Raw genomic sequence first — 26,873 nt, forward strand, 5'->3', positions numbered from 1 at the left:
ACCTCGCGCGAGGTTGCTGGGCCGCCGTCAGGTAGCAATTAGGGGAGGAGTTGGGTGCGGAGGCGGGCGACGTGGCCGCGGGCGTCGACGTTGTACTCGGCGTGGGTGAGCGTGCCGTCGGCGCCGATGACGAAGGTCGAGCGCTGGGTTCCCTGGAACGTGTGCTCCCCGATCGTCTTCTGCCCGTAGCTGCCGTAGGCCTTCGCCACCGCCGCACCGGGGTCGGAGAGCAGCGAGAACGTCAGGCCCTCCTCAGTGGCGAATTCCTTGAGCGATTCGGTGTCGTCTGGGGAGACTCCGAGGACCTCGAAGCCGGCGGCCGCCAGGGCGGAGAGGTTGTCCCGGAAATCGCAGGCCTCCGTCGTGCAGCCCGGCGATGCCGCCTTCGGGTAGAAGTAGAGGATGACGCTGCGGCCGGCGAAGTCGTCCTTCGAGACGGTCCGTCCCTCGGCGTCGGTGAGCGTGAAGTCGGGAGCGATGTCTCCGACAGTGAGCTGAGTCTGAATGGTCGTGGTCATGGTGCGTCCTTTCGTCGTTGAAATGGTGTGTTCGGCGGCGAGCTGAGTGCACACGCCTGCGCGGCCGTGTCCTCGATGAGCGCTTCGGCGCGCTCGGACAGGGTGGCCAGGTCCGCGGGTCCCGGTGCGATCGACAGCGCCGCCGTGATCCCGGCCTCCCAGCACTCCGCGGCGGACAGGCCGACCCGACCGGCGATGACGATCACCCTCGCCGAGGCGGGGGCGTGGTCCCGTACGGCCGCGACGACCTTCCCGCCCAAGGATTGGGAATCGAAGGACCCCTCTCCCGTGAGCACAAAGTCGGCCTCGGCCAGCGCCTCGGACAGGCCCACAGCCTCGGCGACCATCGTCGATCCGGGAACCACCTCGGCGCCGAGCAGCGTCGTCAGCGCCAGCGGAATCCCGCCGGCGGCCCCGAACCCCGGAGTCGCCGCCAGATCCTTCGCCTCGGCAGAGGTGCCGGTGAGCACCTCGGCCAAATGACCCAGCCCGGAATCGAGCACGGCTACCGAGTCCGCGTCCGCCCCCTTCTGCGGACCGAAGACCGCAGCGGCCCCTCGGTGCCCGGTGAGCGGATTGTCGACATCGACGGCGATGCGCCACCGCACGGCCGTCGCCCGCCGGTCCAGCCCCGAAGTGTCCACCGCAGCGATCGCGGCCAGGCCGCCTCCGCCCGGTGTGACCGGCTGACCTGCAACGTCGGTGAAGCGTGCGCCGAGGGCGGCCAGTATTCCGGTTCCGCCGTCCGTGCTCGCCGAGCCGCCGATGCACAGCAGGATCTCCTCGACGCCGAGGTCGAGTGCCGCGGCCGCGATGAGCCCGACGCCGTAGGTATCGGCGCGTTCGGGCTGCAGCTCCACGTCCGAGACCTGCGGCAGGCCATTGGCTTGGGCCGCCTCGATGACCGCGGTCTTTCCGTCGGGGGAGAGGCCGAAGTCCGCCGAGGTGGTCCTGCCCAGGGCATCGACCGTGTCCACAGTGCGCGGCCGGTTTCCCCAGACGGCGAGTAGGGCGTCGAGCGTGCCCTCCCCGCCGTCGGCGAAGGGCAGTTCGGTGACTCGTGCGCCGGGGAAGACCGCCCGAGCTCCGCGGGCCATGGCGGCCGCGGCGGCAGGAGCGGAGGCTGAGCCCTTGAAGGAGTCAGGGGCGCAGACGATTGACGGGGTCTGATCTGTCGTTGTCAGGCTCATGCACTCATTCAACCTCATCGTCGATGGTCGGGTGTGCGGCGGTTGCCACACGAACAGTATCCACCATACGGAAGAAAGTTTCCATAAGAATTTGTGAGCAATTTGACATTGCCGATGGCGCCCAGCAGACTCGGATCAGTTGTTCGGAAATGGTATTCCGAACGGTGAAAGTCATTCAGCGCCTGCCTAGGAGGTCACCGTGGACCTGGCCGAGTTCAATCGACTCCCGGCCGATGACGCCCGCGGAGTTCTGCGTCCCTGCCTCGATGTCGACCGGTGGATCGAGGCGATCGTCGATGCCCGCCCCCTGACCGACCTCGACTCCGCGACGGCCGCGTCCCGATCCGCTGCACCGCTGACCACCGCCGAGATCGACGCGGCCATGTCCCACCATCCGCGCATCGGTGAGAAAGCGAAGGGCGAGAGCGCCGAGGCGGCCCACTCGAGCCGTGAACAGGCCGGACTCGGCACCCTGGAAGCAGATGTGCAGTCCCAGCTGGCCGAGGGCAACGCCGCCTACGAGGCCCGCTTCGACCGCGTCTTCCTCATCCGTGCCGCCGGCCGCACCCCTGAGGAGATCCTGTCCGAACTGCAGCGCCGCATGGACAACACCGCAGAGGATGAGACCGCCGAGGTCGGGCAGCAGCTCATCCAGATCGCCGAACTCCGACTCGAAGGAATCCTCGCATGAGCTTCATCACCGCCCACGCCCTCGACTCGATGGTCGGCACCCCCGCCGCCGACCTCGAGGTCACTCTCTACTCCGGTGACGAGGTCATCGTCTCGGCCCGCACCGACGACAACGGGCGAGTCTCCGACTTCGGCCCCGACCACCTCGAACCGGGGGACTACCGGATCGTCTTCGGCACCGGCGACTACTTCGCGGCCCGAAAGGTCGACCACTTCCACCCGGTGGTCACCATCGACTTCACCGTCCAGGCCGGCCAGGAGCACTATCACATTCCGCTGCTGCTCAGCCCCTTCGCGTACAGCACCTACCGCGGCAGCTGAGCCGCGCCCACAACCGCTCACAGGGGAAGCAGGCCCCCTGCAGGATCGCATCCTCAACAAACCGCCGAAGCCGACCGGGAACTGCCGGCAGGCCTCGCCAATCGAATGGTCACGGCGTGCGCAGGGCCGCACGCCGACGAACTGGAGGAAGAAAATGAGCAAGGTCCGACTGACATCGAACCAGTACGGCAAGGCGGAGAACCGACTCATGCGGGTCTACCGCGACACCGACCGCCACGAGATCCGCGATCTCAACGTCACCTCGCAGCTGTGGGGCGATTTCGAGACTGCGCACACCGAAGGCAACAACGAGCACGTCGTCGCCACCGACACCCAGAAGAACACGGTCTTCGCGAAGGCCAAGGAACTGGGCGTGAGCTCGCCCGAACAGTTCCTCATGGGCCTGGCCGACCATTTCACCTCGAGTTTCGACTGGGTCACAGGCGGACGCTGGGAAGCCGAGGAATACGGCTGGGACCGGATCAACGACCACAAGCACTCGTTCTTCAAATCCGCACCCGAGGTCCGCACCGCCGTCTTCACCCGAGACGGCGACACGGACACGCTGATCTCCGGCTTCAACGGACTCACCGTGCTCAAGACCACGGAATCGGGCTTCGTCGGCTACCCGAAGGACAAGTACACGACCCTGCCGGAGACCGACGACCGGATCCTCGCCACCGATATCGCCACCCGGTGGATCTACAACACCACCGACCTCGACTTCGAGGCCGTCTACACGAAAGTCAAGGAGATCATCCTCGACTCATTCACCGACCACTTCTCCCATGCCCTGCAGCACACGCTGTACCAGATGGGGGAGAAGGTCATCGAGGCCGTGCCGGAGATCGACGAGATCCGCTTCTCCTGCCCGAACAAGCACCACTTCCTCTATGACATCGACCGTTTCGGGCTCGAGAACCCGAACGAGGTCTTCATCGTCGCCGACCGTCCCTACGGCCTCATCGAAGCCACCTTCACCCGTGAAGGCGTCGACGAGAACAGGGACGCGTGGGCGCAGGTCGCCGGCTTCTGCTGAGACCTGACCATCACCTGCTGAGACAGGACTTTCCATCTCCGGGCTCCCGGGGTACTGTTCCGGGAGCCCGGACCCCGTGAGAAGGAAACCCCGATATGACACAGGACACAACCTCGGCGAGTCCGAGGGGAATCACCGACGAAGAGGTCGATGAATGGATCGAGTCCTGGGAAGGGCTCGTCGACGCGCGCGGAACCCAGCGCGCGGCCGAGATCATGGAGGCGCTGCGTGCACGCGCGGCCACGAACTCCGTCGCCCAGCCCAAGGTCACCACCACTGACTACGTCAACACCATCCCCGTCGACCAGGAGCCCTTCTATCCGGGTGAGGAGAAGGTCGAACGTCGCTTCCGCCGGTGGCTGCGCTGGAACGCCGCCATGCTCGTCCACCGGGCGCAGCGACCGGAGATCTCCGTGGGCGGACACATCTCCACCTACGCCGGCGCCGCGACACTCTACGAAATCGGTTTCAACAACTTCTTCCGCGGCCAGGACCATCCCGGCGGCGGCGATCAGGTCTTCTTCCAGGGCCATGCCTCACCGGGGATGTACGCCCGAGCGTTCCTCGAGGGCCGCCTGACCGAGGCCGACCTCGACGGGTTCCGGCAGGAGGTCTCACGCGCCCCGCACGGACTGAGCTCGTATCCGCACCCGCGGCTGATGCCGGAGTTCTGGCAGTTCCCGACCGTGTCGATGGGTCTGGGCCCGATCAACGCGATCTATCAGGCGCAGATGAACCGCTACCTCCACAACCGCGGCATCTCCGACACCTCGGATCAGCGGGTGTGGGCGTTCCTCGGCGACGGTGAGATGGACGAACCCGAATCGCGCGGCGCCCTGCAGCTGGCAGCCAACGAAGGGCTCGACAACCTCACCTTCGTCATCAACTGCAACCTGCAGCGCCTCGACGGACCCGTGCGCGGTAACGGCAAGATCGTCCAGGAGCTCGAGGCGACCTTCACCGGCGCCGGCTGGGACGTCGTCAAGGTGCTATGGGGCCGCGAATGGGACGACCTGCTGGCCAAGGACCGCACCGGCGACCTCGTGAAGATCATGAACGAGACCCTCGACGGGGACTACCAGACCTTCAAGGCCGAATCCGGCGGCTTCATCCGCGACAACTTCTTCGGCCGCACCCCTGCGACGAAGGGGCTCGTCGACCACCTGTCCGACGACGACATCTGGAACCTCAAGCGCGGCGGCCACGACTATCACAAGGTCTTCGCCGCCTACCAGAAGGCCGTGAACACCAAGGGCAAGCCCACCGTCATCCTCGTGCAGACCGTCAAGGGCTACGGACTGGGCACGACGTTCGAGTCCCGCAACGCCACCCACCAGATGAAGAAGTTCACCGCCGAAGACGTCAAGGCCTTCCGCGATCGGATGGACATCCCGATCAGCGACAAGGTCATCGACGAAGACCCGTACGCGGTGCCCTACTACCATCCGGGCAAGGACTCCGAGGAGATCCAGTACATGCTCGACCGCCGGCGTCAGCTCGGCGGATTCCTGCCGGCGCGGAAGCCGGAGAACAATCGGATCACCCTGCCCGCACCGAGTGACAAGGCGTTCGCGCAGACGAAGAAGGGCTCGGGGCAGCAGATGGCCGCCTCGACGATGGCCTTCGTCCGGCTGCTCAAGGACCTCATGCGAGAGAAGGGGCTGGGCGAGCGGATCGTGCCCATCATCCCCGATGAGGCCCGCACCTTCGGCATCGACGCGTTCTTCCCGACCGCGAAGATCTACAACCCGAACGGACAGAACTACCTCGCCGTCGACCGCGAGATGTTCCTCTCCTACAAGGAAGCGACCAGCGGTCAGCTCCTCCACGTGGGCATCAACGAGGCCGGTGCCGCCGCCGGGTTCACCGCTGCGGGAACCTCGTACTCGACCCACGGCGAACCGATGATCCCGATCTACGTGTTCTACTCGATGTTCGGGTTCCAGCGCACCGGCGACGCCTTCTGGGCCGCCGGCGACCAGATGACCCGCGGGTTCATCATCGGCGCCACCGCCGGACGGACGACCCTGACCGGAGAAGGACTCCAGCACGCCGACGGGCATTCCCCGGTGCTCGCGGCCACGAACCCGGCCGTGCGCGTCTATGATCCGGCCTACGGCTACGAGATCGGGCATATCGTCCGCGACGGCCTACACCGCATGTACGGCGAGCACGACCTCGGCGAGGACGAGCGCAACGTCATGTACTACCTCACCGTGTACAACGAGCCGATGCTCCAGCCCGCCGAACCCGAGGACGTCGACGTCGAAGGCATCCTCAAGGGGATCCACCGCGTCGCCGAGGCGGCCGGAGGCGACCGTCCGCAAGCGCAGCTGCTCGCCTCCGGTGTGGCAGTGCCCTGGGCGCTCGAAGCCCGGGACCTGCTCGCCGCCGACTGGGGCGTCGACGCCGCCGTATGGTCGGTGACCTCATGGGCCCAGCTGCGCCGCGACGGGCTCGAATGCGAAGCCGCGGAACTCAACGCGGCCGCAGGCGACGACGAAGCCGCGGATCGCGTGCCCTATGTGCGGCAGAAGCTGGAAGGTCAGCCGGGGCCGATCGTGGCCACGAGCGATTTCGACTCGACCCAGCCGGACCTCATCCGGCCGTTCCTCGACCACGATTTCGCGACGCTGGGCGCCGACGGGTTCGGCTTCTCCGATACCCGTGCCGCCGCTCGCCGGCACTTCAAGATCGACGCGCACTCGATGGTCGTGCGCACCCTGCAGCTGCTCGCCAAGCGCGGTGAGATCGACGGGTCAATCCCCGCCGAGGCGGCTCGACGTTATCGACTCAGCGACGTCAACGCCGGCACCTCGGGAACGGCCGGCGGAGACTCCTGACCCGGTCGAGGACCCGCGGGCGACGTCAGCGGCCGCTCTGCATCTCTGCGGAGATGCGGGCGGCCGCGTCTTTGAGCAGCGGGACCGCCCGATCGGCGAACGCCTGGTCGACGCGGCTGATCGGACCCGATACGGAGATCGCCAAGGGAGCGGGGGAGTCGGGGATGGCCATGGCGAAGCAGCGCACTCCGAGCTCCTGCTCCTGTTCGTCGATGGCATAGCCGCGTTCGCGGATGCGCTCGAGCTCGGCCTCGAGACCGTCGATCGTCCCGATGCTGTATTCCGTGGGGGTGGGCATGCCCGCGGTGGTCGCGATATGCCTCACCTGCTCGGAGTCGAGGCCCGCGAGGATGGCCTTGCCGACCCCGGTGGCGTGCATATGGGCACGGCGTCCCACCTCGGTGAACATCCTCATCTGTCGTTCGGAGGCGACCTGATCGACGTAGACGACCATGTCTCCGTCCATCGTCGCCACATTCGCCGACTCCCCGAGTTCGGCGACGAGCTCGCGCAGATAGGGCCGCGCAATCGCGCCGAGCTGCGAGCCGGCGATGTCGCCGAGCCGCACCAGGCCGGGTCCCAGCGCATAGCCGCGGTCGGGCAGCTGCCGGACCACGCCGAGGTTGACCAGGGTGTTGAGCAGGCGGTGGATCGTCGGCAGGGGCAGATTGACGTCCGCGGCGATATGGCTCAGCGTCGCCGATCCTGCGGAGTTCGCGATGCATTCGAGCAGTCCGAACGCACGTTCGACGGACTGCACTCCGCCCTTGGACTGGCGGATCGCCGGGGTGTCGTTGCTGCTCATCGAAGTTCCTTAATCTGTGGTGAGTCTCGGCAGTGAAACTCCGTTCAGTCTAGCCCTCGAATGGAAGAAACTTTCCGAATTCACGGGGACCGTCTAGAATTTCCACCAGGCAAAAGTTAGTATCCATAATACGGAAATTCGATATCAAGGAGGATATTTCCCATGGTCGCCACCAGCCCCGGATATTCCATCACCCTGCGCGTCGGCACCGAGATCGGTCAGGCCTCGACCTCCGACCTCGTCGCCGCAGCCGCCGCCGCCGGCGCTTCGGTCACCGCCCTCGACGTCGTCGAGTCCACTCCGCGCTCGGTCATCGTCGACGTCAGCGCCGATACCCGCGATGTCGCCCACGCCGACGAGGTCTCCGACGCTCTCGGCGCCCTGCCCGGCGTCGAGGTCCACAAGGTCTCCGACCGGACTTTCCTCCTCCACCTCGGCGGCAAGCTCGAATCCGCCCCGAAGGTGCCCCTGCGCAACCGCGATGACCTCTCCCGCGCCTACACCCCCGGTGTGGCGCGCGTATGCAAGGCGATCGCCGCGAACAAAGAGGATGCGCGTCGGCTGACGATCAAACGCAACACCGTCGCCGTGGTCACCGACGGCACCGCGGTGCTCGGCCTCGGCGACATCGGTCCCGAAGCGGCCATGCCGGTGATGGAGGGCAAGGCCGTGCTGTTCAAGCAGTTCGCCGACGTCGACGCCTGGCCGGTGGCCCTCGATACGAAGGACACCGAGGAGATCATCTCCATCTGCAAGGCCCTCGCCCCGGCCTACGGCGGAATCAACCTCGAGGACATCGCGGCCCCGCGCTGCTTCGAGATCGAGGCCCGGCTGCGCGACGAACTCGACATCCCCGTCTTCCACGATGACCAGCACGGCACCGGCGTCGTCACCCTGGCCGCGCTGAAGAACGCACTCAAGGTCGTGGGCAAGAAGCTCGAGGACCTGCGCATCGTCGTCTCGGGAGTCGGCGCGGCCGGCAACGCCATCATCCGCCTCCTCCAGGTCGCCGGAGCCACGAACATCATCGCCTGCGGCCGGGACGGAGCGATCGGCCCGGATTCGACCGTCGACACCGACCACAAGAGGTGGCTGCAGGCGAACACGAACCCCGAGGGCTTCTCCGGCACGCTGAAGGAAGCCGTCGTCGGTGCCGACGCATTCATCGGCGTCTCCGCCCCGAACGTGCTGAACGGGGACGATATCGCGGCGATGAACACGGACGCGCTGGTTTTCGCCATGGCCAATCCCGACCCCGAGGTCGACCCCGCCGAGGCGGCGAAGCACGCCGCCGTCGTGGCCACCGGCCGCAGCGACTTCCCGAACCAGATCAACAACGTGCTCGCGTTCCCCGGGATCTTCCGCGGCCTCCTCGATGCCGAAGCCCGCGACGTCGACGAGAACATCATGGTCGCAGCCGCCGATGCCATCGCCTCGTGCATCCCCGAGGACGAACTCCACCCCGGCTACGTCATCCCCTCCGTCTTCGACCCGGAGGTTGCGAAGAAGGTCGCCGAGGCGGTCGCCGAGGTCTCGTCCTGAAACCCCAGAGAGCCTCCGTGCCAGGCGGTGGTGAATGAGAGACAATGAGGCCAGGCCCGGCACCGCCGCCTCGCCGTCGAACCCCGTGCAGAGAAAGAGAATGTGAAAGTGGAACGATCAACACTGGCCGATATCGACTCACTGCTGGGGGACACAGACGAGCTTCTGGCGACCGCATACCCCGGGGAACGCGACGTCCGCCAACCCGTCCACACCGTGTACGTGCCCGGACACCGCACGAGCGCGGACCTGCCGTACCAGTGGGGACAGCAGGCGCTCGAGTGCGTCGAGGCCCATGGCGGAATGCTGCAGCTGGCCGAACGCGTCATCACCGCCGCCCGGAAGGAATCCGGTCCCGCGATCCCCGGCCAGGTGGCCAGCATCCACCAGGTGGCCAGGGAGGCCGAACTCCTCGCCGAGGCGGTCACCGCAAAGCTCGAACGCGAACCGATCGAGGACCTGCGCCTGGACTTCGAAGACGGATTCGGCGATCAGGGCGATGAGACCGAGGACCGGTGGGTCGTCCAGGCCGCCCGCGATGCGGTGGCCGGACGCACCGAGAGGGGCGCCCCCGGCTTCGTCGGCATCCGGTTCAAATGCATGGAGAAGGCGACCCGGGAGCGCGGCCTGCGCACCCTCGACCTGTTCCTGTCGGAGCTCATCAAGGCCGGCGGCCGACTGCCGGAGAACCTCGTGCTCACCCTCCCGAAGGTCAGCACCGTCGATCAGGTGAGGGCGATGGTGCTCGCCGCGCGGGCGCTGGAAGCCGAGCACAGCCTCGGCGAGGGGACGATCACCTTCGAGATCCAGGTCGAGACCCCGCAGATCGTCCTCGCCGCCGACGGCACCGTGCCACTGGCGGCGTCCCTGCAGGCCGGGGCCGGACGCGTGACTTCGCTGCACTACGGAACGTATGACTATTCGGCGTCGATGGGCGTGGCCGCGGCCTACCAGGCGATGGACCATCCGGTCGCGGACTTCGCGAAGAACCAGATGATGCTCGCCGTCGCCGGCACCGGAGTCCACCTCTCCGACGGGTCGACGAACATCCTCCCGCTCGGCGAACCCGCAGAGGTCCACCATGCGTGGGCGCTGCACGCCGGCCTCGTCCGCCGGCACCTCAAGCGGGGGATCTACCAGGGCTGGGACCTGCACCCGCACCAGCTGCCGACCCGGTTCCTGGCGACCTTCGCCTTCTACCGCGAAGGCGGGGCCCGGGCGGCGCAGCGCCTGCACGACTACGTGTTCAAGGCGGATTCGACCGTCCTCGACGAACCCGCCACCGCGAAGGCGCTCGCCCGCTACCTCGATCGGGGGCTCGTCTGCGGAGCCCACACCGAGGAGTTCGTGACCTCGCGGACGAACCTCAGCCTCACCCAGCTCGGGCAGCTCGCCCGCACCGGCTCGCTCGACTGAGCGCACTGACCACCGACCAAAGGAGACCCCACCCATGACGACGACCGACCCGTACACCTACTGGGCCCCGACCGGCGGCCACCCGCCGCAGTCCGATCTGCTCACCGACCGCGCGCTCGTCACCGAGGCCTATACGGTCATCCCGCGCGGAGTGCTGCGCGACATCGTCACCTCGAATCTGCCCGAATGGACCGGGACCCGGTCGTGGGTGCTGAGCAAGCCCGTGGCCGGGGGAGCGGTGACGTTCTCGCAGACGATCCTCGAAGTCGCCCCCGGAGGCGGTTCCGAGAAGCCGGAACCGCAGCCCGAGGTCGAGGGGTTCCTCTTCGTCATGGCGGGAACGCTCGAGGTCACCCACGAGGGCACCGCGCACACGCTGAGCCCGGGTGGGTTCGCGTTCCTGCCCGCCGGTTCGCAGTGGTCGGCGAAGTCCACCGGCACCGAGGCGGCCCGCTTCCATTGGGTGCGCAAACGCTACCAGCCCGTGGCCGGGCTGACCCCGGAGGCGAAGTTCGGCAACGAAGCCGATGTCGAGCCCTCGCCGATGCCCGGCACCGACGGGCGCTGGCGCACGACCCGTCCGCTCGACCCGGACGATCTCGCCTATGACATGCACGTCAACATCGTCACGTTCGAGGCCGGAGCGGTCATCCCGTTCGCGGAGACGCACGAGATGGAGCACGGCCTCTACGTGCTCGAGGGCAAGGCCGTCTACCGTCTCAACGGCGACTGGGTCGAGGTGCAGGAGGGTGACTTCATCTCCATGCGCGCCTTCTGCCCGCAGGCCTGCTACGCGGGCGGGCCCGGACGCTTCCGCTACCTGCTCTACAAGGACGTCAACCGCCAAGTCGAGCTCTGAGGCCCTGCTGAGGGACCAGGCCTGACACAAGAAGCGGCCTGCCGGAAGTGATTCCGGCAGGCCGCTTCTCGTGTCTGCGCTGTGTCAGATGAGCTGCAGCGTCCGCGAGGTGTACTCGGAGACCTCCTTGAGCAGCGTCTCGTCGTCGACGAGGTCGCGGCCGAGCGAAGGGATCATGTTCTTGAAGCTCTTCTCCCAGCCCGCGTACTCACGCGGGAAGCAGGTCTTGAGCAGCTCGATCATGATCGGCACCGCCGTCGACGCACCCGGCGAGGCGCCGAGGAGAGCGGCGATCGAACCGTCGGCCGATGAGATGAGCTCGGTGCCGAACTGGAGGACACCGCCCTTCTTCGGATCCTTCTTCATCACCTGCACGCGCTGACCGGCCTGGATGAACTCCCAGTCGGATGGGTCGATGTTCGGGATGAACTGGTTCATCGCCTCGAAGCGCGCCTTCTTCGTCGCCGCCAGCTCGCCGAGGAGGTAGGTGACGAGATCCGTGTTGTCCTTGGCGACGTTGAGCATCGTGGCGAGGTTGTTCCCGCGCACGGAGAACGGCAGGTCGGTGAAGCGTCCCTTCTTGAGGAACTTCGGCGAAAACCCGGCGTACGGGCCGAACATCAGGTAGTCCTTGCCGTCGACGACACGGGTGTCGAGGTGCGGCACGGACATCGGAGGAGCACCCTGTGCCGCCTGGCCGTAGACCTTCGCCTGGTGGCGGGCGACGAGATCCTCATTGCCGGTGCGCAGGAAGATTCCGGAGACCGGGAAGCCGCCGTAGCCGCGTCCCTCGGGGATGCCGGACTTCTGCAGCAGCGGCAGCGCGCCGCCGCCGGCACCGACGAAGACGAACTTCGCGCCCACCTGGTGGGTCTCGTGCGAGAGCAGGTCCTTGACGGTGAGAGTCCATCCGTCGGAGGAGCGCTGCAGATCGGTGACCTGGTGGCTGGTGCGCACGGTCGCGCCCTTGTCGGCGATGTAGCTGAGCAGCTGAGTCGACAGAGAGCCGAAGTCGACGTCAGTGCCCTTCTTGATCCGCGAGATGCCGTTGACCTGTCCCGGTCCGCGGCCTTCGAACATCAGCGGCAGCCAGTCGGCCTGAGTCGCCGGGTCGTCGGTGTACTCCATGTCCGCGAACAGCGGGTTGCGCACCATCGTCTCGTAGCGGTTCTTGATGTAGTCACGGCCCTTGTCGCCGCGGCCGTAGCTGACGTGGGCGATGGGGTTGATGAAGGATTTCGGGTCGGTGATGACACCGGTGTCGACGAGGTGCGACCAGTACTGGCGCGAGTGGTGGAACTGCTGGTTGATGTTCGAGGCCTTCTCCAGGTCGATCTGACCATTGGAGTCCTCGGGGGTGTAGTTGAGTTCGCAGAGTGCGGCGTGGCCGGTGCCGGCATTGTTCCAGGGATCCGAGCTCTCGGTGGCCACATAGTCGAGCTTCTCGTAGACACGGATGTCCCATTCGGGCTGAAGTTCGGTCAGCATGGCGCCCAGCGTGGCGCTCATGATGCCGCCGCCGATCAAGACGACGTCGACTTTTTCCTGCGGTGAGGGCATTTGGACTCTCATTCCTCGTCTCTGACTATGTGTATTCGTCTCTCAGGGTACTCTCCGGCATCAGCACTCCTGTAACTCGGGCAGTGGCAACAGCGTGTGGCGAGAGCATTCTCACAGCGGATGAGTGTCCGCCCCAGCCGTCGGAATCCGACCATTCGGACGCTTTGGCAAGACAGTCTGTGTTGCTCGCCACAAGGTGTGCAACTATGGGCACATGTCCAAACGTTTCCTGCTCCGTGACGCGCTCGCCGAGTTCCCTCCCTATGTTCCCGGCAAGCCTCCCGTCGCATCCCCGGGCCTGACCCCGTTCAAACTGTCCTCGAACGAGAACCACCTGCCGCCGCTGCCGGGCATCGTCGATTCGGTGGCGACCGCCTCGGCGACTCCGGGGAACTACCCCGATCCCACGGCGGCCGCGCTCGTGGCCGATATCGCCTCCCACCTCGATGTCGAACCCGCCGAGGTGGTTCCCGGTGCCGGTGCCTCCGAGGTCCTCACGGCGCTGACGAACATCACCCTCGAGGCGGGCACCTCCGTGGTCTATCCGTGGCCGTCGTTCGAGATGTACCCGATCCTCGCCTCGGCGCGGGGTGCCCAGAAGCGCCCCGTCGATCTCCTGGCAGACGGTCGCCACGACTTCGCCGGCCTGGCCGCGGCGATCGATGACACGACCCGCCTCGTGCTGCTGTGCTCGCCGAACAATCCGACCGGTCCGACGATCACGGACGCCGAACTCGACGGATTCCTCGCCGAGGTGCCCGAGTCCGTCATCGTCGTCCTCGACGAGGCGTACCTCGAATTCGCCACCGAGGCGGCCGACGGTCTGGCCGCACGGAAGAGGCACCCGAATCTCGTGCTCGCCCGCACCTTCTCGAAGGCGCACGGCCTGGCGGGTCTGCGTGTGGGCTACGGCATCGCCGATGTCGAGATCGCCTCGGCGATGCGACAGGTCATCGCTCCGTTCTCCGTCACCGCCGGCGCTCAGGCCGCGGCCCGGGAATCGCTGTCCCGGGTCGACGAGGTGGCCGTGCGCGCCAAGGAAGTCGCCGCGGTGCGCGACCGGTTCGCGCATGATCTGCGGGAGCTGGGTCTGTCCGTGCCCGACGCCCAGGGCAACTATGTGTGGATCGCACTCGACCCCGAGGCGGCCGTCGCCTTCGAAGGCGAGTGTGCGAAGCAGGCCGTGGCCGTGCGTCGCCTGCAGGGCGGCGTGCGTGTGAGCATCGGCCCCGATGAGGCACTCGAGCGCGTGCTCAAGGTGGCTGCGTCGCTGTGACGATGAGTGCGGAGACGACAGTGGGCACGGACCTGGACGGACTTGCGGCCGAGCTGAGCGAAGGCGCCCTGGTCACCGATCGGGATGTCATCGACTCCTATTCGGCGGACAAGGCCCTGTTCTGTCGGGTCGGGACCGCCTCGGCGCTCGTTCGTGCTGCCGACGTCGATGATGTGGTCGCGGTGATGCGGTTTGCCACCGCGCATCGGATCCCGGTGGTCACCCAGGGTTCCAGGACGGGTTTGTCGGGGGCGGCGAACGCCACCGATGGGGCGATCCTGCTCAACGTCGCGAAGCTGAACGCGATCGTCGACATCGACGAGGTGAACCAGACGTGCCGTGTCCAGCCCGGTGTCATCAACCAAGATCTCAAATCGGCTCTGGCCGAGCACGGTCTGTCGTATCCGCCGGATCCGGGGTCGGTGGCGATCTCCACGATCGGCGGGAACGTCGCGACGAACGCCGGCGGCATGTGCTGTGTGAAGTACGGGGTGACGCGAGACTATGTGCGCGGTCTGACCGTGGTCCTCGCCGATGGGACAGTGACCCGGTTGGGTCGGCAGACGGCGAAGGGTGTGGCCGGTCTCGATCTGGCGGGTCTGTTCGTCGGGTCCGAGGGGACTCTGGGAGTCATCGTCGAGATCACCCTCGGGCTCAGACCTCTGTTGGCTCCGCCGGTGACCGGTGTCGGGATCTTCCCGGACTTGGAGTCGGCCGGGCATACGGTCTCTGAGTTCATGGCGTCCGGGGCGGCCCCGTCGATGCTCGAGCTCATGGACGGAGGCACCGTGGGCATGATCAATGCCTATGGTGATTTCGGGCTGCCCGACGGGGCCGGTGCGCTGTTGTTGGTGCAGTCGGATGCTCCGGGGCAGGCTGGTGTGACCGAGCTGGAATCGTTCGAGGCGATCGCCAGGGCGCAGGGTGCCGATGAGGTGTTCTTCTCCGAGGATCCGGCGGATTCTGAGATGCTGGTGGCGGCTCGGCGTGCGGTGTCTCCGGCGATGGAGAAGTACGTGTCGGGGCTTGGTGGGGGAGAGCTCATCGATGATGTGTGCGTTCCTCGGTCCCGCCTCGGCGAGTTCTTTGCCAGGTTGGACGAGATCGCGGCCGCGCACGCGGTGGAGGTGTCCACGGCCGGTCATGCGGGGGATGGGAACATGCATCCGAGTGTGCTCTTCGATGCTCACGATCCGGCGAGCGTGGCCGAAGCGAAGGAGACGTTCGCGGAGATCATGCAGCTTGGTCTGGATCTGGGTGGGACGATCACGGGCGAGCACGGGGTCGGGTATCTGAAGAAGGACTGGCTGGTGCGCGAACTCGATGCCGGCGCTCAGATGCTGCAGTCGTCGATCAAGTCCGCGGTCGATCCTTTGGGGATCCTCAACCCGGGTAAGATGCTCGGCTGAGCTCCTCGGGTGATCGAACTCAGCCCGGTCGGCGCATGTCGAAGCGCTGATCCGAGCTGATCCCGAAGTATGCGGTCGGTCCGCCGCCGCGCAGCACCGGCTCGGCGGCGGCTGTGTCGACGATCCCGTCGGTGAGCAGGGATTCGTCGAGATGGACCCCCACCACTTCACCCACGGTGAACCACGAGCCGGAGCTCTCCCCGTCCGCGGTACGCAGGTCGATGATCTGAGTGACTCGGCATTCGAAGGTCGCCGGTGAGGCTGCCACGCGTGGCGCAGAGATCTCCACGGACTCGGCCGCCTCGACGTCTGCGGCGGAGAACTCGTCGACCTCCGCGGTGGTCGACGAGGCGTTCATCGCCTCGGCGAGGGTCCGAGTGACGAGGTTCCAGGTGAACTCCCCGGTCTCTCGGCAGTTGGCAACGGTGTCCTTCCACGCGTTGCTGGAGAAGCCCACGAGCGGTGGAGAGTAGTTCAGCGCATTGAAGAACGAATAGGGCGCGAGATTGCGGCGGCCCTCGGCATCGACTGTGCCGATCCAGCCGATGGGTCGCGGTGCGACGATGGCGTTGAAGGGGTCGTGCGGCAGGCGGTGGCCCTCGGACGGGCGATAGAAGTGGGTCACCCGACCATTCAAGCAGGAGTTCCGGGAGAGCGCACTGTGCGGGACGGTCTCTGTCTGGTTTCGTCCATGACAAGATGATGACGGAGTGCGTCGCTCCGTGACACCGCTCACACACTGGCTTCCTGTCGCGGTCTACCGTGATGGCATGACCGTCACCCAGCTCCCCATCCTCGACCTCAGCCTGGCCGATGACCCCGCGACCGCCGAGGCATTCCGTGCGGACCTGCGCCGCATCACCCATGAGATCGGCTTCTTCTACCTCACCGGCCACGGAATTCCCGATGCCGACTTCACCCGCATCATCGACGTCGCCGGCCGCTTCTTCGCTCTGCCCGAGGAAGAGAAGCTCGCGATCGAGAACACGAACTCCCCGCACTTCCGCGGCTACACCCGCACCGGCGGCGAACGCACCCAAGGCCGCGTCGACTGGCGGGAGCAGATCGACATCGGCCCAGAACGCGCACCCGTGACCGAACCGGTCAACGACTTCGACCACCTCACCGGTCCCAACCAGTACCCGGAATCGCTGCCCGAGCTGCGCGAGGCCACGGAATCCTGGCACGCGCAGCTGAGCGAGGTCGGCGCTCGTCTCCTCGAACAGTGGGCGCTGAGCCTCGGTCAGGCGGGCGATCATTTCGCGTCCGCCTTCGCCGAGGATGCCGAATCCTTCATCAAGATCGTCCGCTACCCCGAAGCCGAATCCGAGTCCGTCACCCAGGGCGTGGGCGAACACCGGGACGCCGGCACACTCACCCTGCTCTACCCGCAGCCGGGCACCACCGGCCTGCAGGTGCTTACCGATGACGGTTGGATCGATGCGGATCCGATCGAGAACACCTTCGTCGTCAACATCGGCAAACTCCTCGAAGTCGCCACGAACGGCTACCTCAAAGCCACCGTCCACCGTGTCCTGCCGACCGGACCCGGGCAGGACCGCATCTCCATCCCGTTCTTCTTCAACCCGGCTCTGAACGCTCGTCTGCCCGAGGTCGAATTGCCCGCCGAACTCGCCGCCGATGCCCGCGGTGTGACTCAGGACGAACGCGACGCTCTGCACGCCGTGTACGGCGAGAACGCCTTCCTCTCTCGGCTGCGGTCCCACCCGAACGTCGCCGAGAAGTTCTATCCGGACCTCGTGAGAGCTCGGGCCTGAGGACTCAGGCTCGGGTCCGCTCCGTCAGGACTGCGATGTCCTCCGGACGCACCCGACAGCAGCCGCCGATGATCTGCGCACCGAGGCGGGTCCACTCCGCCATCGGCCACGACCCGACTCCGGCTTCCGCACCGTCGCGCCAGGTCAGGGTGTTCGCGTCGTAGATCTCACCCGAGTTCGGATAGGCGATGAGCGGCAGATCCGTGTGCCGGGACAGTTCTCTCAGTGCCGGAGTCACCAGGGATGGGCGCACACAGTTGACTCCGATCGCCTGCACACTCGCCGAGGTGGCCGCCGCCTCCGCGAGCTCCGCCAAGGTGCTGCCGTCGGGCAAGGTCGGGACGTTCGTGTCCGTGCCGGTCTGTAGAGTCACGGTCACCCAGGAGGGAAGTCCGGTCTCGTCTGTCAGGCCGATGATCGCTGCGATCTCGTCGAGGCGCGGCTGGGTTTCGATGGCGAGCAGGTCCGCTCCCGCCTCGGCGAGGGCAGCGATGCGTGGACGATGGAAGGCGGTGTATTCGGACGAGGACAAGCGGTAGTCGCCGGTGTATTCGGCACCGTCGCCCAGAGCTGCGCCGTAGGGGCCGACGGAACCGGCGGTGAGGACGTCTCTGCGTTCTGCGGCACTGCGCGCGACTCTCACGCTGTCGGTGATGATCCGGTTGCCTTCCGCGACGCTGATTCCTGCTTCGACGAAGCCCGTCGGCGTCGCCTGGTAACTCGCGGTCGTAAGGATGCGGGCACCGGCATCAGCGAAGGCGGAGTGCACTGCCAGCAGGGTGTCCGGATCACGGCGGATGAGCTCGGCCGACCACAGCGCATGGTCGAGGTCGATGCCGCGATCTTCGGCGGCACTGCCCAGCCCGCCGTCGATGACGATGGGGGCGGCCTCTGCGCAGGTGAGCATCTGGGTGAACGTCATGGACTTAGTTAAGCTTGTCTGGTGACTACAGACCAATCCCCGGCAGCATCCGAGACCGCGCCCATCAACGACCGATCACAGTTCGGCTTCGAGGTGGGCACCCGCCTGGACACGGGCGGACGTACCGGAGTCATCCGCACCCCGCACGGCGACATCCGGACCCCCGCATTCATCCCGGTCGGCACGAAGGCCACGGTCAAGGCTGTGCGCCCCGACGAGGTCGCCGAACTCGGCGGTCAGGCGGTGCTCTCGAACGCCTACCACCTCTACCTGCAGCCGGGGTCGGACCTCATCGACGAGGCCGGCGGTCTGGGCAGGTTCATGAACTGGCCGGGACCGACCTTCACCGACTCGGGCGGATTCCAGGTGATGAGCCTGGGGTCGGGATTCAAGAAGGTCATCTCGATGGAGTCGACGGGGGAGCAGAACGACGACCTCGTCGCCGTCGGCAAGGAGCGGCTGTCGAACGTCGACGACGACGGGGTGACGTTCAAGTCCCATCTCGACGGGTCGATGCACCGTTTCACCCCTGAGATCTCGATGCGCGTGCAGCACGAACTCGGCGCCGACATCATGTTCGCCTTCGACGAATTGACCACGCTGGTCAACACTCGCGGCTACCAGGAGGAGTCGCTGGAGCGGACCCGACTGTGGGCGATCCGCTGCATCGAGGAGCACTTCCGCCTCACCGAGGAGCGGTCGCACCGGCCCTACCAGGCGCTGTTCGGTGTGCTGCAGGGTGCGCAGTACGAAGACCTGCGACGGAAGGCCGCCCGCGACCTGGGCGCCATGGACTTCGACGGCTACGGCATCGGCGGGGCGCTGGAGAAGGAGAACCTCGGCATCATCATCCGCTGGGTGTGCGAGGAGCTGCCGGAGAACAAGCCGCGGCACCTGCTGGGCATCTCCGAACCCGACGACCTGTTCGAGGCGATCAAGACCGGCGCGGACACCTTCGACTGCGTCTCGCCCTCCCGCGTGGCCCGCAATGCCGCGATCTACACCCGCGACGGCCGGTACAACCTCACCGGTGCGAAGTACCGCCGAGACTTCGGCCCGCTCGACCCCGACTGCTCGTGCTACACGTGCCGGAACTACTCGCGGGCCTACCTGCGGCACCTGTACAAGGCGAAGGAGATGCTCTTCTCCACCCTGTGCACCATTCACAACGAGCACTTCGTCGTCTCGCTCGTCGACGAGATCCGGCAGTCGATTGTCGACGGCCGGTTCGACGAGCTCGAAACCGAGGTCCTCGGCCGGTACTACGCGAAGAAGTAGGCGCGGACCCGGTGGTGGCGGTCGCCCCGGCCCGTGCCGGTCGGTCTTCGACTGGTCCGTTCCGGTCAGTCATCGACTTCTGATCAGCGCATCGAGTTTTATCCCGATGACCTGATCAGAAGTCGATGCGTTCAGGGACAGAAGTCGATGCGGCCGAGGACGAAACTCGATGACACTCGCCGCAGACCACCGTTCGTGCTTGGCCGACCACGCTGCGTCCGCTGCCACCCGCGCTGGGCGTCCGCTGCCACCCGCACTGGGCGTCCGGTTCGCCTAGGCTTCAGCCGCGTCGAGTTCGTAGCTGGGTTCGTGGCGTTTGACGAGCTTGATGACGCGGTAGGTCACGGGCAGGAAGATGACTTCGACGGCGACCTTGTAGACGAAGCCGACGACGATGTAGTTGAGGAAGTCGAGTCCCGGGATGACTCCGGCGAAGGCGATGATGCAGAACAGCAGCGTGTCGACGAACTCGCCGACGCCGGTCGAGGTGAGCAGTCGCACCCACAGCTTCGACTCGCCCATGCGCTTCTTCACCGCCACGAGCACCCAGGAGTTGAGCAGCTGGCCGACGAAGTAGCCGACGAGGGAGGCCGCGACGATGCGCGGGTAGAAGCCGAGTACCGCGGCGAAGGCGTCCTGGTTCTCGTAGCCTGGTCCCGGAGGCGAGATGAGCACGAGCCAGAAGACGAAAGTGGCCAGGATCTGCAGGCCGAAACCGGTGATCACAGCCTTGCGAGCGGCTTTGAAGCCGTAGACTTCGCTGATCACATCGCCGAGGATGTACGCGATGGGGAAGAGGAACGCGCCACCGTCGGTGACTACGGGGCCGAAGCCGATGACCTTCGTAGCCGAGATGTTCGAGATGATGAGCACCGCGCAGAACACGGCGAGGAAGACCGCATAGTAGCGGCCGCGAGAGGAAGCGAAAGCTGCGAAACGTGCAGCCGAGGTGGTGTGCGCCGGATCGGTGGTGCGACCCGGCTGCCCAGACTCAGACTCGGAGCGCCCGGACTCAGACTCGGAGCGCCCGGACTCAGACTCGGAGCGCCCAGACTCAGGACTCTTCTGCGACAACGGTGATTTCCTTTCCTCCGGTGACCGTGAGCAGCTGCTCGTACGTCAGGGGCACCATCGAATTCGGTGTCCCCGCGCCGGCCCAGAGAACAGGATAGTCCTTCAGCGACACATCGACATAGGTGGGAATCGGGCCCGGATGACCGCAGGGAGCGACCCCGCCGATGACCTGCCCCGTGGCCTCGCGCACGAGTTCCTTCGACGCCCGGTCGAGAGAGTCGACGCCGATGAGTTCGGCGACATGGGCGGTGTCGACCCGGTGGGCGCCCGAGGCCATGATGAGCACGGGGGAGCCGCCGGAGGAGAAGATGAGGCTGTTCGCGATCGCCCCGACCTCGATGCCCAGGGCCTCGGCCGCTGCGGCTGCCGTCGGCGTCGAACCGTCGAAGATCTCGATGCGCGGATCGATGCCCGCAGCCGTGAGATCGGCGGCGACCGCCTCGTGGTTGGGGTGGCCCCACCTCGCCGAGGCGGCTCCGGGCTCGGTCTCGGTCGTGGCCTCCTCGTCCTGATCGTCCGCCTCCGTGACAGGTTCGGCGAGACCGCGGCGGCGCAGCAGCGGGGCGACATCCGGGCGGGTGCCGAAGAAGCGTTCGATCGCGGCCATCGGGTCGACCGAATAGCCCGGCGCGAGGATCGCCTCGCGGAAGGCCTCACCGGCTTCCCGGTTGAGCCCGCCCTGGGCCTCGAACCATTCGCTCACCCAGGCGGCGATGACTTCGGAGTAGAGGTAGGAGTAGTAGCCGGCCGCATAGCCGGAGGCGAAGATGTGTCCGAAGTACGTCGACCGGTAGCGCGGCGGAACGAGCGGGGAGAACCCGGCCGCGGCGAGCACCTCGGATTCGAAGGACAGCACCTCGGTGATGTGTTCACCCGCCTCAAGCGAATGCCAGGACAGGTCGAGCATGGCAGCTGCCAGGTATTCGATCGTGTCGAAGCCCTGCCCGAACTTCTCTGAGGCGATGAGGGCGTCGACGAGTTCGGCCGGCATCGGCTCACCCGTGTCGACGTGCTTGGCGAAGTGGGGGAGGACCTGCGGGTGGAAGCGCCACATCTCATTGAGCTGGGACGGGAACTCGACATAGTCACGCGGAACCGCAGTGCCCGCCGTCGACGGATACGTGGAGTTCGCGAACAGCCCGTGGAGGACATGCCCGAATTCGTGGAACAGGGTCGTCAGCTCGGTCGGATTGAGCAGGGTGGGCCGACCTGGGCCGGGTTTGGCGAGGTTGAGCGAGAGGGTGACGACCGGCAGCAGCCCGGTCAGTCGGGAGGACGGAACCAGCTGGTCCATCCAGGCTCCGCCGCGCTTGGTGTCCCTCGAGTAGGGGTCGATGAGCACGAGCCCCAAGGGACGTTCGGTGACGTCGGTGACCTCGTAGACGCGGACGTCCTCATGCCAGGCCGTCACACCGTCGTAGGGGGCGAAGGTGATGCCGTACAGGCCGGTGGCGGCTCGGAAGACGCCCTCGGTCAGGACCGTGTCGAACTCGAAGTACTTGGCCACCTCGTCGGGGTCGATGCCGAATTCGTCGGCGCGGAACTTCGCAAGGTAGTACTTGACGTCTTCTGCTGCGACCGTCTCGAGGCCGTAGCGGGTCTTGACCTGTGCCAGCTCCTCATCGAGTTGGGCGTTCGCCGGATTGATGAGAGAGGAGACGATATCGGCAGCGGCATCGGGATTGCCCGCGGTCTGATTGTCGATGGCGAAGGACGAGTAGGAGGGGTATCCGAGCAGATGCGCCTTGAGCGCACGCAGCGCCGTGGTGTCGGCGACCTGGGTGCGGGTGTCGCCGTCGCCGCCGCGGGAACCGCGCGCCATCGAATTGTTCAGCACGTGCCGGCGCGTCTGCGCGGTGTTCAGGGATTCGAGCACACCCTGCTGGGTGAAGTTGTTCAGCGGCAGCAGGTAGCCGTCGACGCCGCGCTCGGCGGCGCGATTCGCCGCGGCCGCAATCTGATCGTCGTTCATCCCAGCCAGAGAATCGGCCTCGCTGAGGTGGACGGCCAGCTCGCGCGTATCGAGCTGCAGAGCGCGGGAGAAGGAGTTCTCCAAAGTGGTCAGCTCGGCCGCGATCGTGGCCATCTGCTCTCGTTCCTCTTCGCCGAGGCGGGCTCCCGCACGCACGAAGAGATCGATGGTCAGTTCCTGCTGACGCTTGTCCTCGGGGTTGAGGTCGGCGACCGAGACTTGTTCGATGCGGTGGAAGAGGTCCACGTTGAGCAGGATCTCGGTCTGGGCGGCCGACAGGAGCTCCCAGATCTCGGAGATGGCGTCGGTGAGTTCGGGACGGAGATGATTCGACTCGATGGCTGCGGCGACGGAGGCGATGCGGGTCATCGGCACGGACGCGGATTCGAATCTCACCGTGGTGGAGAAGAACGTGGACTCGGCGTCGTCGGCGACGATGGCAGCCACCTCGGCGCGGGCGAAATCGGTGGCCGTGTGAACCGCGGTCAGCAGCGTCTCTGCGGTGACCGCGGCGAAGTCGGGAAGCGAATAGTCGGTCTGCGGGTCGAGGAACGCTTCCCAGACATCGATGCCGTTCGGATCTGCGCTCATGCTCGACGATTCACTTTCTTAGCGGTTGAGGGTTCGCTCCGATCCTAACGTGAGTCGACCGACCAGTGCATGATCGCTGGTTACACTGGGTCCCATGGGCACTGGGCAGGGCAAGTCCCTCACACTCAACAGCGCGTTCCGGCTCGGTTTCACCGGAGCCTTGGGCGTGGGGCTGGCGATCCTGGTGATGACGGCGCTGCAGTCCGTAGCGACAGTGATCATCTACATCGGTCTGGCGCTGTTCCTCGCCCTCGGGCTCGAGCCGATCGTGCAGTGGCTCGTCGACCGCAGGGTGCCGCGGTCGCTGTCGGTGCTCATCGTCGTCGTGGCCTTCATCCTCATCGTCGTCGGCGTCGCACTGCTCATCGCGCCGGCCGTGATCAGTCAGATCCAGACGTTCGTCGCGGATCTGCCCGGAATCGTGGCGAACCTTGCCACGACCGGGTGGGTGACGGAGCTCGAAGAGCAATTCACCGGCGCGATCGACATCGATGCGGTGTTCGCCAACATCTCGGAGTGGGCTTCGGATCCGAAGAATGTGCTCTCCCTCGGCGGCGGCGTCGTGTCCATCGGGGCGGGGATCTTGAGCTTCCTCACCGGTGTGATCATCGTCGTCATCCTCACCATCTACTTCGCCGTGTCCATGCCGACGATCAAATCCGCAATGTTCTCGCTGGTGGCGGCCTCATCACGGCCGACGGTCGAATCCGTCACCGAGGAGGTCACCCGATCCATCGGACGCTACGTCCTCGGCCAGGTGTCCTTGGGAGTCGTCAACGGTGTGTGCTCGGCGATCTTCCTCACCATCATCGGCGCCCCGCTGCCGGCGCTGTTGGCGTTCGTGGCGTTCCTCGCCTCGCTCATTCCCCTGGTCGGACCGATCACCGGCGCGATCATCATCACCGCGTCCTGCCTGATGGTCTCGCCCGGGCTGGGCATTACTGCCGGCATCTACTACCTCGTGTACATGCAGGTCGAGGCGTATCTGCTCAGCCCGCGGATCATGAACGCCGCGGTCGACGTGCCCGGTGCCCTCGTCATCATCGCCGCGATCGCCGGCGGAACCCTAGGCGGTGTGCTCGGTGCGGTGGTCGCGGTGCCGGTGGCCGCCTCGGCGCTCATTATCATCCGCAAGGTCGTCGTTCCGGCGCAGGCAAAGAAGTAGGAACGGCGGATCGGACCTCAGCCGTGGTCGTCGTTGCTGCCGGAATCGATTCGGGTGACGAGGACGTGGATGATGAGCTTGACGATGAAGTAGGCACCGAAGTACCCGGCTCCTGCCACGACCAGAGTGACAAGCAGGTTGCTCTCTCCGGTTCCGGCCATCGCCAGTCCCGCGAAGATTGCTGCAGAGATCGCCGCGAGGTACGGGATCAGTCGGAGGACGGGGGAATCGGGCTCGCTCATGGGGCTGAGTCTAGCAACGGGGTACCGGAGCATCGACCTGGAGTTTAGGGTGGAGCCCATGACTGATGCGGGCTGGAGAGCTCAGCGCGACGATGCCTTCCCCGAAGATGTGGAACGGCTGCTCGCAACTGTGCCGGAATGGTTCGGCAGACCCGAATCCAACGCCGAATACATCGACGATGCCCGGACCTTGGAGACGTGGACGGTGCGCGACGACAGCGGACGAGTCGTCGGGGTCACCTTGGTGACGCATCATTTCCCGCAGACCAGCGAGATCCATTTCACCGTCGTTGACCGCGCCGTCCACGGCGGGGGAGTCGGGACGGCGATGATCGAGGCCATCACCGAGGATGCGCGGGCCCGGGGGACGAAGCTGCTCGAGGTGAAGACCCTCGGACCGTCGAAGGCAGACCCTAACTATGCGCGGACCCGTCACTTCTACGAGAAGATGGGCTTCCTGCCGCTGGAGGAGACCGACCTGTGGGGAGCGGATACGCCCTGCCTGATCATGTTGAAGTCGGTGGGATGACACTGCCGAATCGAGCACAGATTCTTCCAGCCCACGGGGCGATTCAGCAGCGCCCGGCTGAACAACATGACGTCGAAATGGCACGAAGCCTGTCGACCGACCCCTCTGTGCCGTTGACCAGTTCGCTGCTTGGCACTGCCGACAAGGCGGAAGCCAGTTCTTGGGTCCGCCGGCAGCAGGGCCGCCACGCAGAAGGCCGTGGGTTCTCAACAGACGCTCTCATTGCGCTGACGGATTTCGGTCTGTCGATTCCTCAGATCCAGCGCATCGATCTGTATATCGAACCCTGGAACGTTCCGTCTCTTCGCACGGCTGGACGTGCGGGATATCTCCGCGGTCAGCTGGTTGTGGAGCACCAGACAATCGGTGGGAGACTCCGCGACGTAGTCGAATATTCGATTTGGAGACCGATTGATGACTGACTTCTCCAGAGCCGACATCCGAGCCGTAGTCTTCGACGTGGGTGAAACTCTTGTCGACGAGACTCGGATGTGGGCCGACCATGCGGCACGTGCTGGAGCGACGTCTTTGACGTTCTTCGCTGTGCTTGGGGTGCTGATTGAACGAGGAGACGACCACAGTGGTATCTGGACCGAGCTCGGACTACATCCACCTGCTGGACTGACTCAAACTGAACCTGTCGATCTGTACCCAGACGCATTCGACTGTACTGAGACCATTCGGGCGACAGACACGATAGTGGGAATCGCCGGAAACCAACCTGCTGGGCTCGCTCGGCGATTGAGCAGTACGTGGGTCCCTGTCGACTTCATAGCTTCTTCGTCCGAGTGGGGAGTGAAGAAGCCGTCGAAAGGGTTCTTTGCTCGGGTGATCGATGCTGCAGCAGTGCCCGAAAACCAGATCCTCTATGTCGGCGATCGGGTCGATAACGACATCGCACCGGCCAACTCAATGGGTATTCGGACGGCATTCCTGATGAGAGGCCCATGGGCGCATATTCAGCGGCATCGTCCTGAAGCCGAACTCGCCGACCTGAAACTCGATTCGCTGGAACAGCTGCGCGACATTTTTATTGACGCGGCGAATCAACCGGATGCGGAATGCGGCGACGGCGGAGATGTCAGCTGAGTCCCTCGACCTTGTCTACCCCTTCACCGGTCGCTGGCTTGTCCAGAACAGCCCGGCCGACCAGGTACCCAGCCACGGCACAACCCGGTTCGCGACCTCGTACGCGATCGACTTCGTGCCGGTCGATCACTCGGGCCGATCGGCCGCGTTCGGAATCACCTCGCTGTTTCGCCCCGAACCTCCGGAGCAGTTCATAGGTTTCGGCCGCAGTGTGCTCGCCCCTATCGACGGCACTGTTGTCGCCATCCACGACGCAGCGACCGATCATCCTGCGTACCGTGGTCTGCCTTCGCTCGGCTACGCAATAACTCAACGCAGCCGAGTCGAGGCCGGATGGCTCGCGCTCGCCGGGAATCACGTCATGATCCGAACCGGTGCCTTCGTTGTGGCACTCTGCCACCTCCAGCAGGGAAGCGTCCAAGTCCAGGTCGGACAGACTGTCCAGACAGGTGAGAGACTCGGGCGCTGCGGGAACTCAGGCAACAGCACCGAGCCTCATCTGCATGTCCAGACGATCAGCAGTCTTGACCTTGCATGCGCCGACGCTGTGCCGATTCGGTTCGGCGGAACTCTCCCGCCCACTGGTGCCATTGTCGATCTGTGAGCGCCGGCTGAGCCTTCGGCGACCACCTGCGAACTCCCTCAACGGCTATTGTCCGCACCCCGGTTCCGACCTAAGGTGAGAGGACACGGACATATCCGCTCCGCGCCTCCGACCGCCATCGGACGAGGCACGTGTTGTGGGGTGGATGGACTCACACGAAG

26 protein-coding genes are annotated in these 26,873 nt (G+C 65.8%); 16 read left to right on the top strand and 10 right to left on the bottom strand.

Annotation, left to right across the window (positions count from 1 at the left end; genetic code table 11):
• Positions 1-38: 38 nt before the first annotated feature.
• Complete coding sequence (gene bcp / locus AD89_RS0110820; protein ID WP_025778754.1) at positions 39-518, bottom strand: thioredoxin-dependent thiol peroxidase; 480 nt, start codon at positions 516-518, stop codon at positions 39-41.
• Positions 515-1,708 carry a glycerate kinase gene (locus tag AD89_RS0110825; protein ID WP_025778756.1) on the bottom strand — a complete coding sequence of 398 codons (1,194 nt, stop codon included), beginning with the start codon at positions 1,706-1,708 and terminating at the stop codon, positions 515-517. The genes bcp and AD89_RS0110825 overlap by 4 nt, the downstream gene beginning before the upstream one ends.
• A 199-nt stretch (positions 1,709-1,907) precedes the next feature.
• Between AD89_RS0110825 and uraD the strand changes: the two genes are divergently transcribed.
• The 4 genes from uraD (at position 1,908) to aceE (ending at position 6,601) form a co-directional block, all read left to right on the top strand.
• Positions 1,908-2,399, top strand: coding sequence for a 2-oxo-4-hydroxy-4-carboxy-5-ureidoimidazoline decarboxylase (gene uraD / locus AD89_RS0110830; RefSeq protein ID WP_025778758.1), 492 nt, complete (start codon positions 1,908-1,910; stop codon positions 2,397-2,399).
• On the top strand, positions 2,396-2,719 hold the full coding sequence (gene uraH, locus AD89_RS0110835) for a hydroxyisourate hydrolase (protein ID WP_025778759.1): 324 nt from the start codon (positions 2,396-2,398) through the stop codon (positions 2,717-2,719). The genes uraD and uraH overlap by 4 nt, the downstream gene beginning before the upstream one ends.
• Before the next feature lie 154 nt (positions 2,720-2,873).
• Positions 2,874-3,758: a factor-independent urate hydroxylase gene (pucL, locus tag AD89_RS0110840; protein ID WP_025778761.1), complete on the top strand. Its 885-nt coding sequence runs from the start codon at positions 2,874-2,876 to the stop codon at positions 3,756-3,758.
• Between the two features lie 95 nt (positions 3,759-3,853).
• Positions 3,854-6,601: a pyruvate dehydrogenase (acetyl-transferring), homodimeric type gene (aceE, locus tag AD89_RS0110845; protein WP_025778763.1), complete on the top strand. Its 2,748-nt coding sequence runs from the start codon at positions 3,854-3,856 to the stop codon at positions 6,599-6,601.
• A gap of 25 nt (positions 6,602-6,626) precedes the next feature.
• Here aceE and AD89_RS0110850 read toward each other — a convergent pair whose 3' ends face one another.
• A complete protein-coding gene (locus AD89_RS0110850; protein WP_025778765.1) occupies positions 6,627-7,406 on the bottom strand; it encodes an IclR family transcriptional regulator in 780 nt (259 codons plus the stop codon).
• 162 nt (positions 7,407-7,568) lie between these two features.
• Here AD89_RS0110850 and AD89_RS0110855 point away from each other — a divergent pair, with 162 nt between their 5' ends.
• The 3 genes from AD89_RS0110855 to AD89_RS0110865 all read left to right on the top strand — a co-directional run bounded on the left by AD89_RS0110855 (position 7,569) and on the right by AD89_RS0110865 (position 11,223).
• Complete coding sequence (locus AD89_RS0110855; protein WP_025778768.1) at positions 7,569-8,948, top strand: NAD-dependent malic enzyme; 1,380 nt, start codon at positions 7,569-7,571, stop codon at positions 8,946-8,948.
• Between the two features lie 108 nt (positions 8,949-9,056).
• Complete coding sequence (locus tag AD89_RS0110860; RefSeq protein ID WP_025778770.1) at positions 9,057-10,364, top strand: DUF6986 family protein; 1,308 nt, start codon at positions 9,057-9,059, stop codon at positions 10,362-10,364.
• A 34-nt stretch (positions 10,365-10,398) separates the two neighbouring features.
• Positions 10,399-11,223, top strand: a complete 825-nt coding sequence (locus tag AD89_RS0110865) for a bifunctional allantoicase/(S)-ureidoglycine aminohydrolase (protein ID WP_025778772.1) — start codon at positions 10,399-10,401, stop codon at positions 11,221-11,223.
• An 84-nt stretch (positions 11,224-11,307) separates the two neighbouring features.
• Here the strand turns inward: AD89_RS0110865 and AD89_RS0110870 are convergent, their stop codons facing one another.
• Positions 11,308-12,783 carry a malate:quinone oxidoreductase gene (locus AD89_RS0110870; RefSeq protein WP_025778775.1) on the bottom strand — a complete coding sequence of 492 codons (1,476 nt, stop codon included), beginning with the start codon at positions 12,781-12,783 and terminating at the stop codon, positions 11,308-11,310.
• Between the two features lie 214 nt (positions 12,784-12,997).
• On the opposite strand from AD89_RS0110870, the gene AD89_RS0110875 reads away from it, so the two are divergent.
• Positions 12,998-14,059, top strand: a complete 1,062-nt coding sequence (locus tag AD89_RS0110875; RefSeq protein ID WP_025778777.1) for an aminotransferase class I/II-fold pyridoxal phosphate-dependent enzyme — start codon at positions 12,998-13,000, stop codon at positions 14,057-14,059.
• A 2-nt stretch (positions 14,060-14,061) separates the two neighbouring features.
• Entirely contained in the window at positions 14,062-15,468 is a 1,407-nt protein-coding gene (locus AD89_RS0110880; RefSeq protein WP_025778779.1) for an FAD-binding oxidoreductase, read from the top strand.
• Positions 15,469-15,487: 19 nt separating this feature from the next.
• Here AD89_RS0110880 and AD89_RS0110885 read toward each other — a convergent pair whose 3' ends face one another.
• Positions 15,488-16,093, bottom strand: a complete 606-nt coding sequence (locus AD89_RS0110885; RefSeq protein WP_025778780.1) for a flavin reductase family protein — start codon at positions 16,091-16,093, stop codon at positions 15,488-15,490.
• 145 nt (positions 16,094-16,238) lie between these two features.
• On the opposite strand from AD89_RS0110885, the gene AD89_RS0110890 reads away from it, so the two are divergent.
• Positions 16,239-17,246: an isopenicillin N synthase family dioxygenase gene (locus AD89_RS0110890; protein ID WP_025778782.1), complete on the top strand. Its 1,008-nt coding sequence runs from the start codon at positions 16,239-16,241 to the stop codon at positions 17,244-17,246.
• Positions 17,247-17,250: 4 nt separating this feature from the next.
• Here the strand turns inward: AD89_RS0110890 and mmuM are convergent, their stop codons facing one another.
• Positions 17,251-18,168: a homocysteine S-methyltransferase gene (gene mmuM / locus AD89_RS0110895; RefSeq protein WP_035320512.1), complete on the bottom strand. Its 918-nt coding sequence runs from the start codon at positions 18,166-18,168 to the stop codon at positions 17,251-17,253.
• Between the two features lie 18 nt (positions 18,169-18,186).
• Here mmuM and tgt point away from each other — a divergent pair, with 18 nt between their 5' ends.
• Entirely contained in the window at positions 18,187-19,446 is a 1,260-nt protein-coding gene (gene tgt / locus AD89_RS0110900) for a tRNA guanosine(34) transglycosylase Tgt (protein WP_442853639.1), read from the top strand.
• A gap of 273 nt (positions 19,447-19,719) precedes the next feature.
• Here the strand turns inward: tgt and AD89_RS0110905 are convergent, their stop codons facing one another.
• A complete protein-coding gene (locus AD89_RS0110905; protein ID WP_025778786.1) occupies positions 19,720-20,520 on the bottom strand; it encodes a queuosine precursor transporter in 801 nt (266 codons plus the stop codon).
• Entirely contained in the window at positions 20,501-23,083 is a 2,583-nt protein-coding gene (locus AD89_RS0110910) for a M3 family metallopeptidase (RefSeq protein ID WP_025778787.1), read from the bottom strand. The genes AD89_RS0110905 and AD89_RS0110910 overlap by 20 nt, the downstream gene beginning before the upstream one ends.
• A 94-nt stretch (positions 23,084-23,177) precedes the next feature.
• On the opposite strand from AD89_RS0110910, the gene AD89_RS0110915 reads away from it, so the two are divergent.
• Complete coding sequence (locus AD89_RS0110915) at positions 23,178-24,248, top strand: AI-2E family transporter (RefSeq protein ID WP_025778789.1); 1,071 nt, start codon at positions 23,178-23,180, stop codon at positions 24,246-24,248.
• A gap of 17 nt (positions 24,249-24,265) precedes the next feature.
• On the opposite strand, the gene AD89_RS0110920 is transcribed toward AD89_RS0110915, so the two are convergent.
• On the bottom strand, positions 24,266-24,490 hold the full coding sequence (locus AD89_RS0110920; RefSeq protein WP_025778791.1) for a hypothetical protein: 225 nt from the start codon (positions 24,488-24,490) through the stop codon (positions 24,266-24,268).
• Between the two features lie 58 nt (positions 24,491-24,548).
• Between AD89_RS0110920 and AD89_RS0110925 the strand changes: the two genes are divergently transcribed.
• Genes AD89_RS0110925 through AD89_RS0110935 form a run of 3 tightly spaced genes read left to right on the top strand, consistent with a single transcriptional unit; the run spans position 24,549 to position 26,108 of the window.
• Positions 24,549-25,019, top strand: coding sequence for a GNAT family N-acetyltransferase (locus AD89_RS0110925; RefSeq protein WP_025778792.1), 471 nt, complete (start codon positions 24,549-24,551; stop codon positions 25,017-25,019).
• The gene (locus AD89_RS0110930; RefSeq protein WP_035320513.1) at positions 25,016-25,441 is read left to right on the top strand and encodes a GNAT family N-acetyltransferase; all 426 of its coding nucleotides are present in this window, start codon (positions 25,016-25,018) and stop codon (positions 25,439-25,441) included. The genes AD89_RS0110925 and AD89_RS0110930 overlap by 4 nt, the downstream gene beginning before the upstream one ends.
• Positions 25,434-26,108, top strand: a complete 675-nt coding sequence (locus AD89_RS0110935; RefSeq protein WP_025778797.1) for an HAD family hydrolase — start codon at positions 25,434-25,436, stop codon at positions 26,106-26,108. Before AD89_RS0110930 ends, AD89_RS0110935 begins: the two co-directional genes overlap by 8 nt.
• On the opposite strand, the gene AD89_RS20555 is transcribed toward AD89_RS0110935, so the two are convergent.
• The gene (locus AD89_RS20555; RefSeq protein WP_331279722.1) at positions 26,101-26,529 is read right to left on the bottom strand and encodes a hypothetical protein; all 429 of its coding nucleotides are present in this window, start codon (positions 26,527-26,529) and stop codon (positions 26,101-26,103) included. The genes AD89_RS0110935 and AD89_RS20555 overlap by 8 nt on opposite strands.
• Between AD89_RS20555 and AD89_RS20560 the strand changes: the two genes are divergently transcribed.
• On the top strand, positions 26,470-26,712 hold the full coding sequence (locus AD89_RS20560) for a peptidoglycan DD-metalloendopeptidase family protein (RefSeq protein WP_331279721.1): 243 nt from the start codon (positions 26,470-26,472) through the stop codon (positions 26,710-26,712). The genes AD89_RS20555 and AD89_RS20560 overlap by 60 nt on opposite strands.
• The last annotated feature ends 161 nt before the right edge of the window (positions 26,713-26,873 follow it).

It is taken from the genome of Brevibacterium sp. VCM10 (assembly GCF_000583215.1).
GTDB lineage: Bacteria > Actinomycetota > Actinomycetes > Actinomycetales > Brevibacteriaceae > Brevibacterium > Brevibacterium linens.

Bases quoted from the DNA above. Each gene is read 5' to 3' on its own strand.
- AD89_RS0110850 (WP_025778765.1), bottom strand. From the start codon at position 7,406: ATGAGCAGCAACGACACCCCGGCGATCCGCCAGTCCAAGGGCGGAGTG.
- AD89_RS0110910 (WP_025778787.1), bottom strand. From the start codon at position 23,083: ATGAGCGCAGATCCGAACGGCATCGATGTCTGGGAAGCGTTCCTCGAC.
- pucL (WP_025778761.1), top strand. From the start codon at position 2,874: ATGAGCAAGGTCCGACTGACATCGAACCAGTACGGCAAGGCGGAGAAC.
- uraH (WP_025778759.1), top strand. From the start codon at position 2,396: ATGAGCTTCATCACCGCCCACGCCCTCGACTCGATGGTCGGCACCCCC.
- AD89_RS0110825 (WP_025778756.1), bottom strand. From the start codon at position 1,708: ATGAGCCTGACAACGACAGATCAGACCCCGTCAATCGTCTGCGCCCCT.
- mmuM (WP_035320512.1), bottom strand. From the start codon at position 18,168: ATGACGTTCACCCAGATGCTCACCTGCGCAGAGGCCGCCCCCATCGTC.
- AD89_RS0110935 (WP_025778797.1), top strand. From the start codon at position 25,434: ATGACTGACTTCTCCAGAGCCGACATCCGAGCCGTAGTCTTCGACGTG.
- AD89_RS0110880 (WP_025778779.1), top strand. From the start codon at position 14,062: ATGAGTGCGGAGACGACAGTGGGCACGGACCTGGACGGACTTGCGGCC.
- AD89_RS0110920 (WP_025778791.1), bottom strand. From the start codon at position 24,490: ATGAGCGAGCCCGATTCCCCCGTCCTCCGACTGATCCCGTACCTCGCG.
- aceE (WP_025778763.1), top strand. From the start codon at position 3,854: ATGACACAGGACACAACCTCGGCGAGTCCGAGGGGAATCACCGACGAA.
- AD89_RS0110930 (WP_035320513.1), top strand. From the start codon at position 25,016: ATGACACTGCCGAATCGAGCACAGATTCTTCCAGCCCACGGGGCGATT.
- bcp (WP_025778754.1), bottom strand. From the start codon at position 518: ATGACCACGACCATTCAGACTCAGCTCACTGTCGGAGACATCGCTCCC.
- AD89_RS0110855 (WP_025778768.1), top strand. From the start codon at position 7,569: ATGGTCGCCACCAGCCCCGGATATTCCATCACCCTGCGCGTCGGCACC.
- AD89_RS0110865 (WP_025778772.1), top strand. From the start codon at position 10,399: ATGACGACGACCGACCCGTACACCTACTGGGCCCCGACCGGCGGCCAC.
- AD89_RS0110870 (WP_025778775.1), bottom strand. From the start codon at position 12,783: ATGCCCTCACCGCAGGAAAAAGTCGACGTCGTCTTGATCGGCGGCGGC.
- AD89_RS0110915 (WP_025778789.1), top strand. From the start codon at position 23,178: ATGGGCACTGGGCAGGGCAAGTCCCTCACACTCAACAGCGCGTTCCGG.
- AD89_RS20560 (WP_331279721.1), top strand. From the start codon at position 26,470: ATGATCCGAACCGGTGCCTTCGTTGTGGCACTCTGCCACCTCCAGCAG.
- AD89_RS0110925 (WP_025778792.1), top strand. From the start codon at position 24,549: ATGACTGATGCGGGCTGGAGAGCTCAGCGCGACGATGCCTTCCCCGAA.
- AD89_RS0110875 (WP_025778777.1), top strand. From the start codon at position 12,998: ATGTCCAAACGTTTCCTGCTCCGTGACGCGCTCGCCGAGTTCCCTCCC.
- AD89_RS0110890 (WP_025778782.1), top strand. From the start codon at position 16,239: ATGACCGTCACCCAGCTCCCCATCCTCGACCTCAGCCTGGCCGATGAC.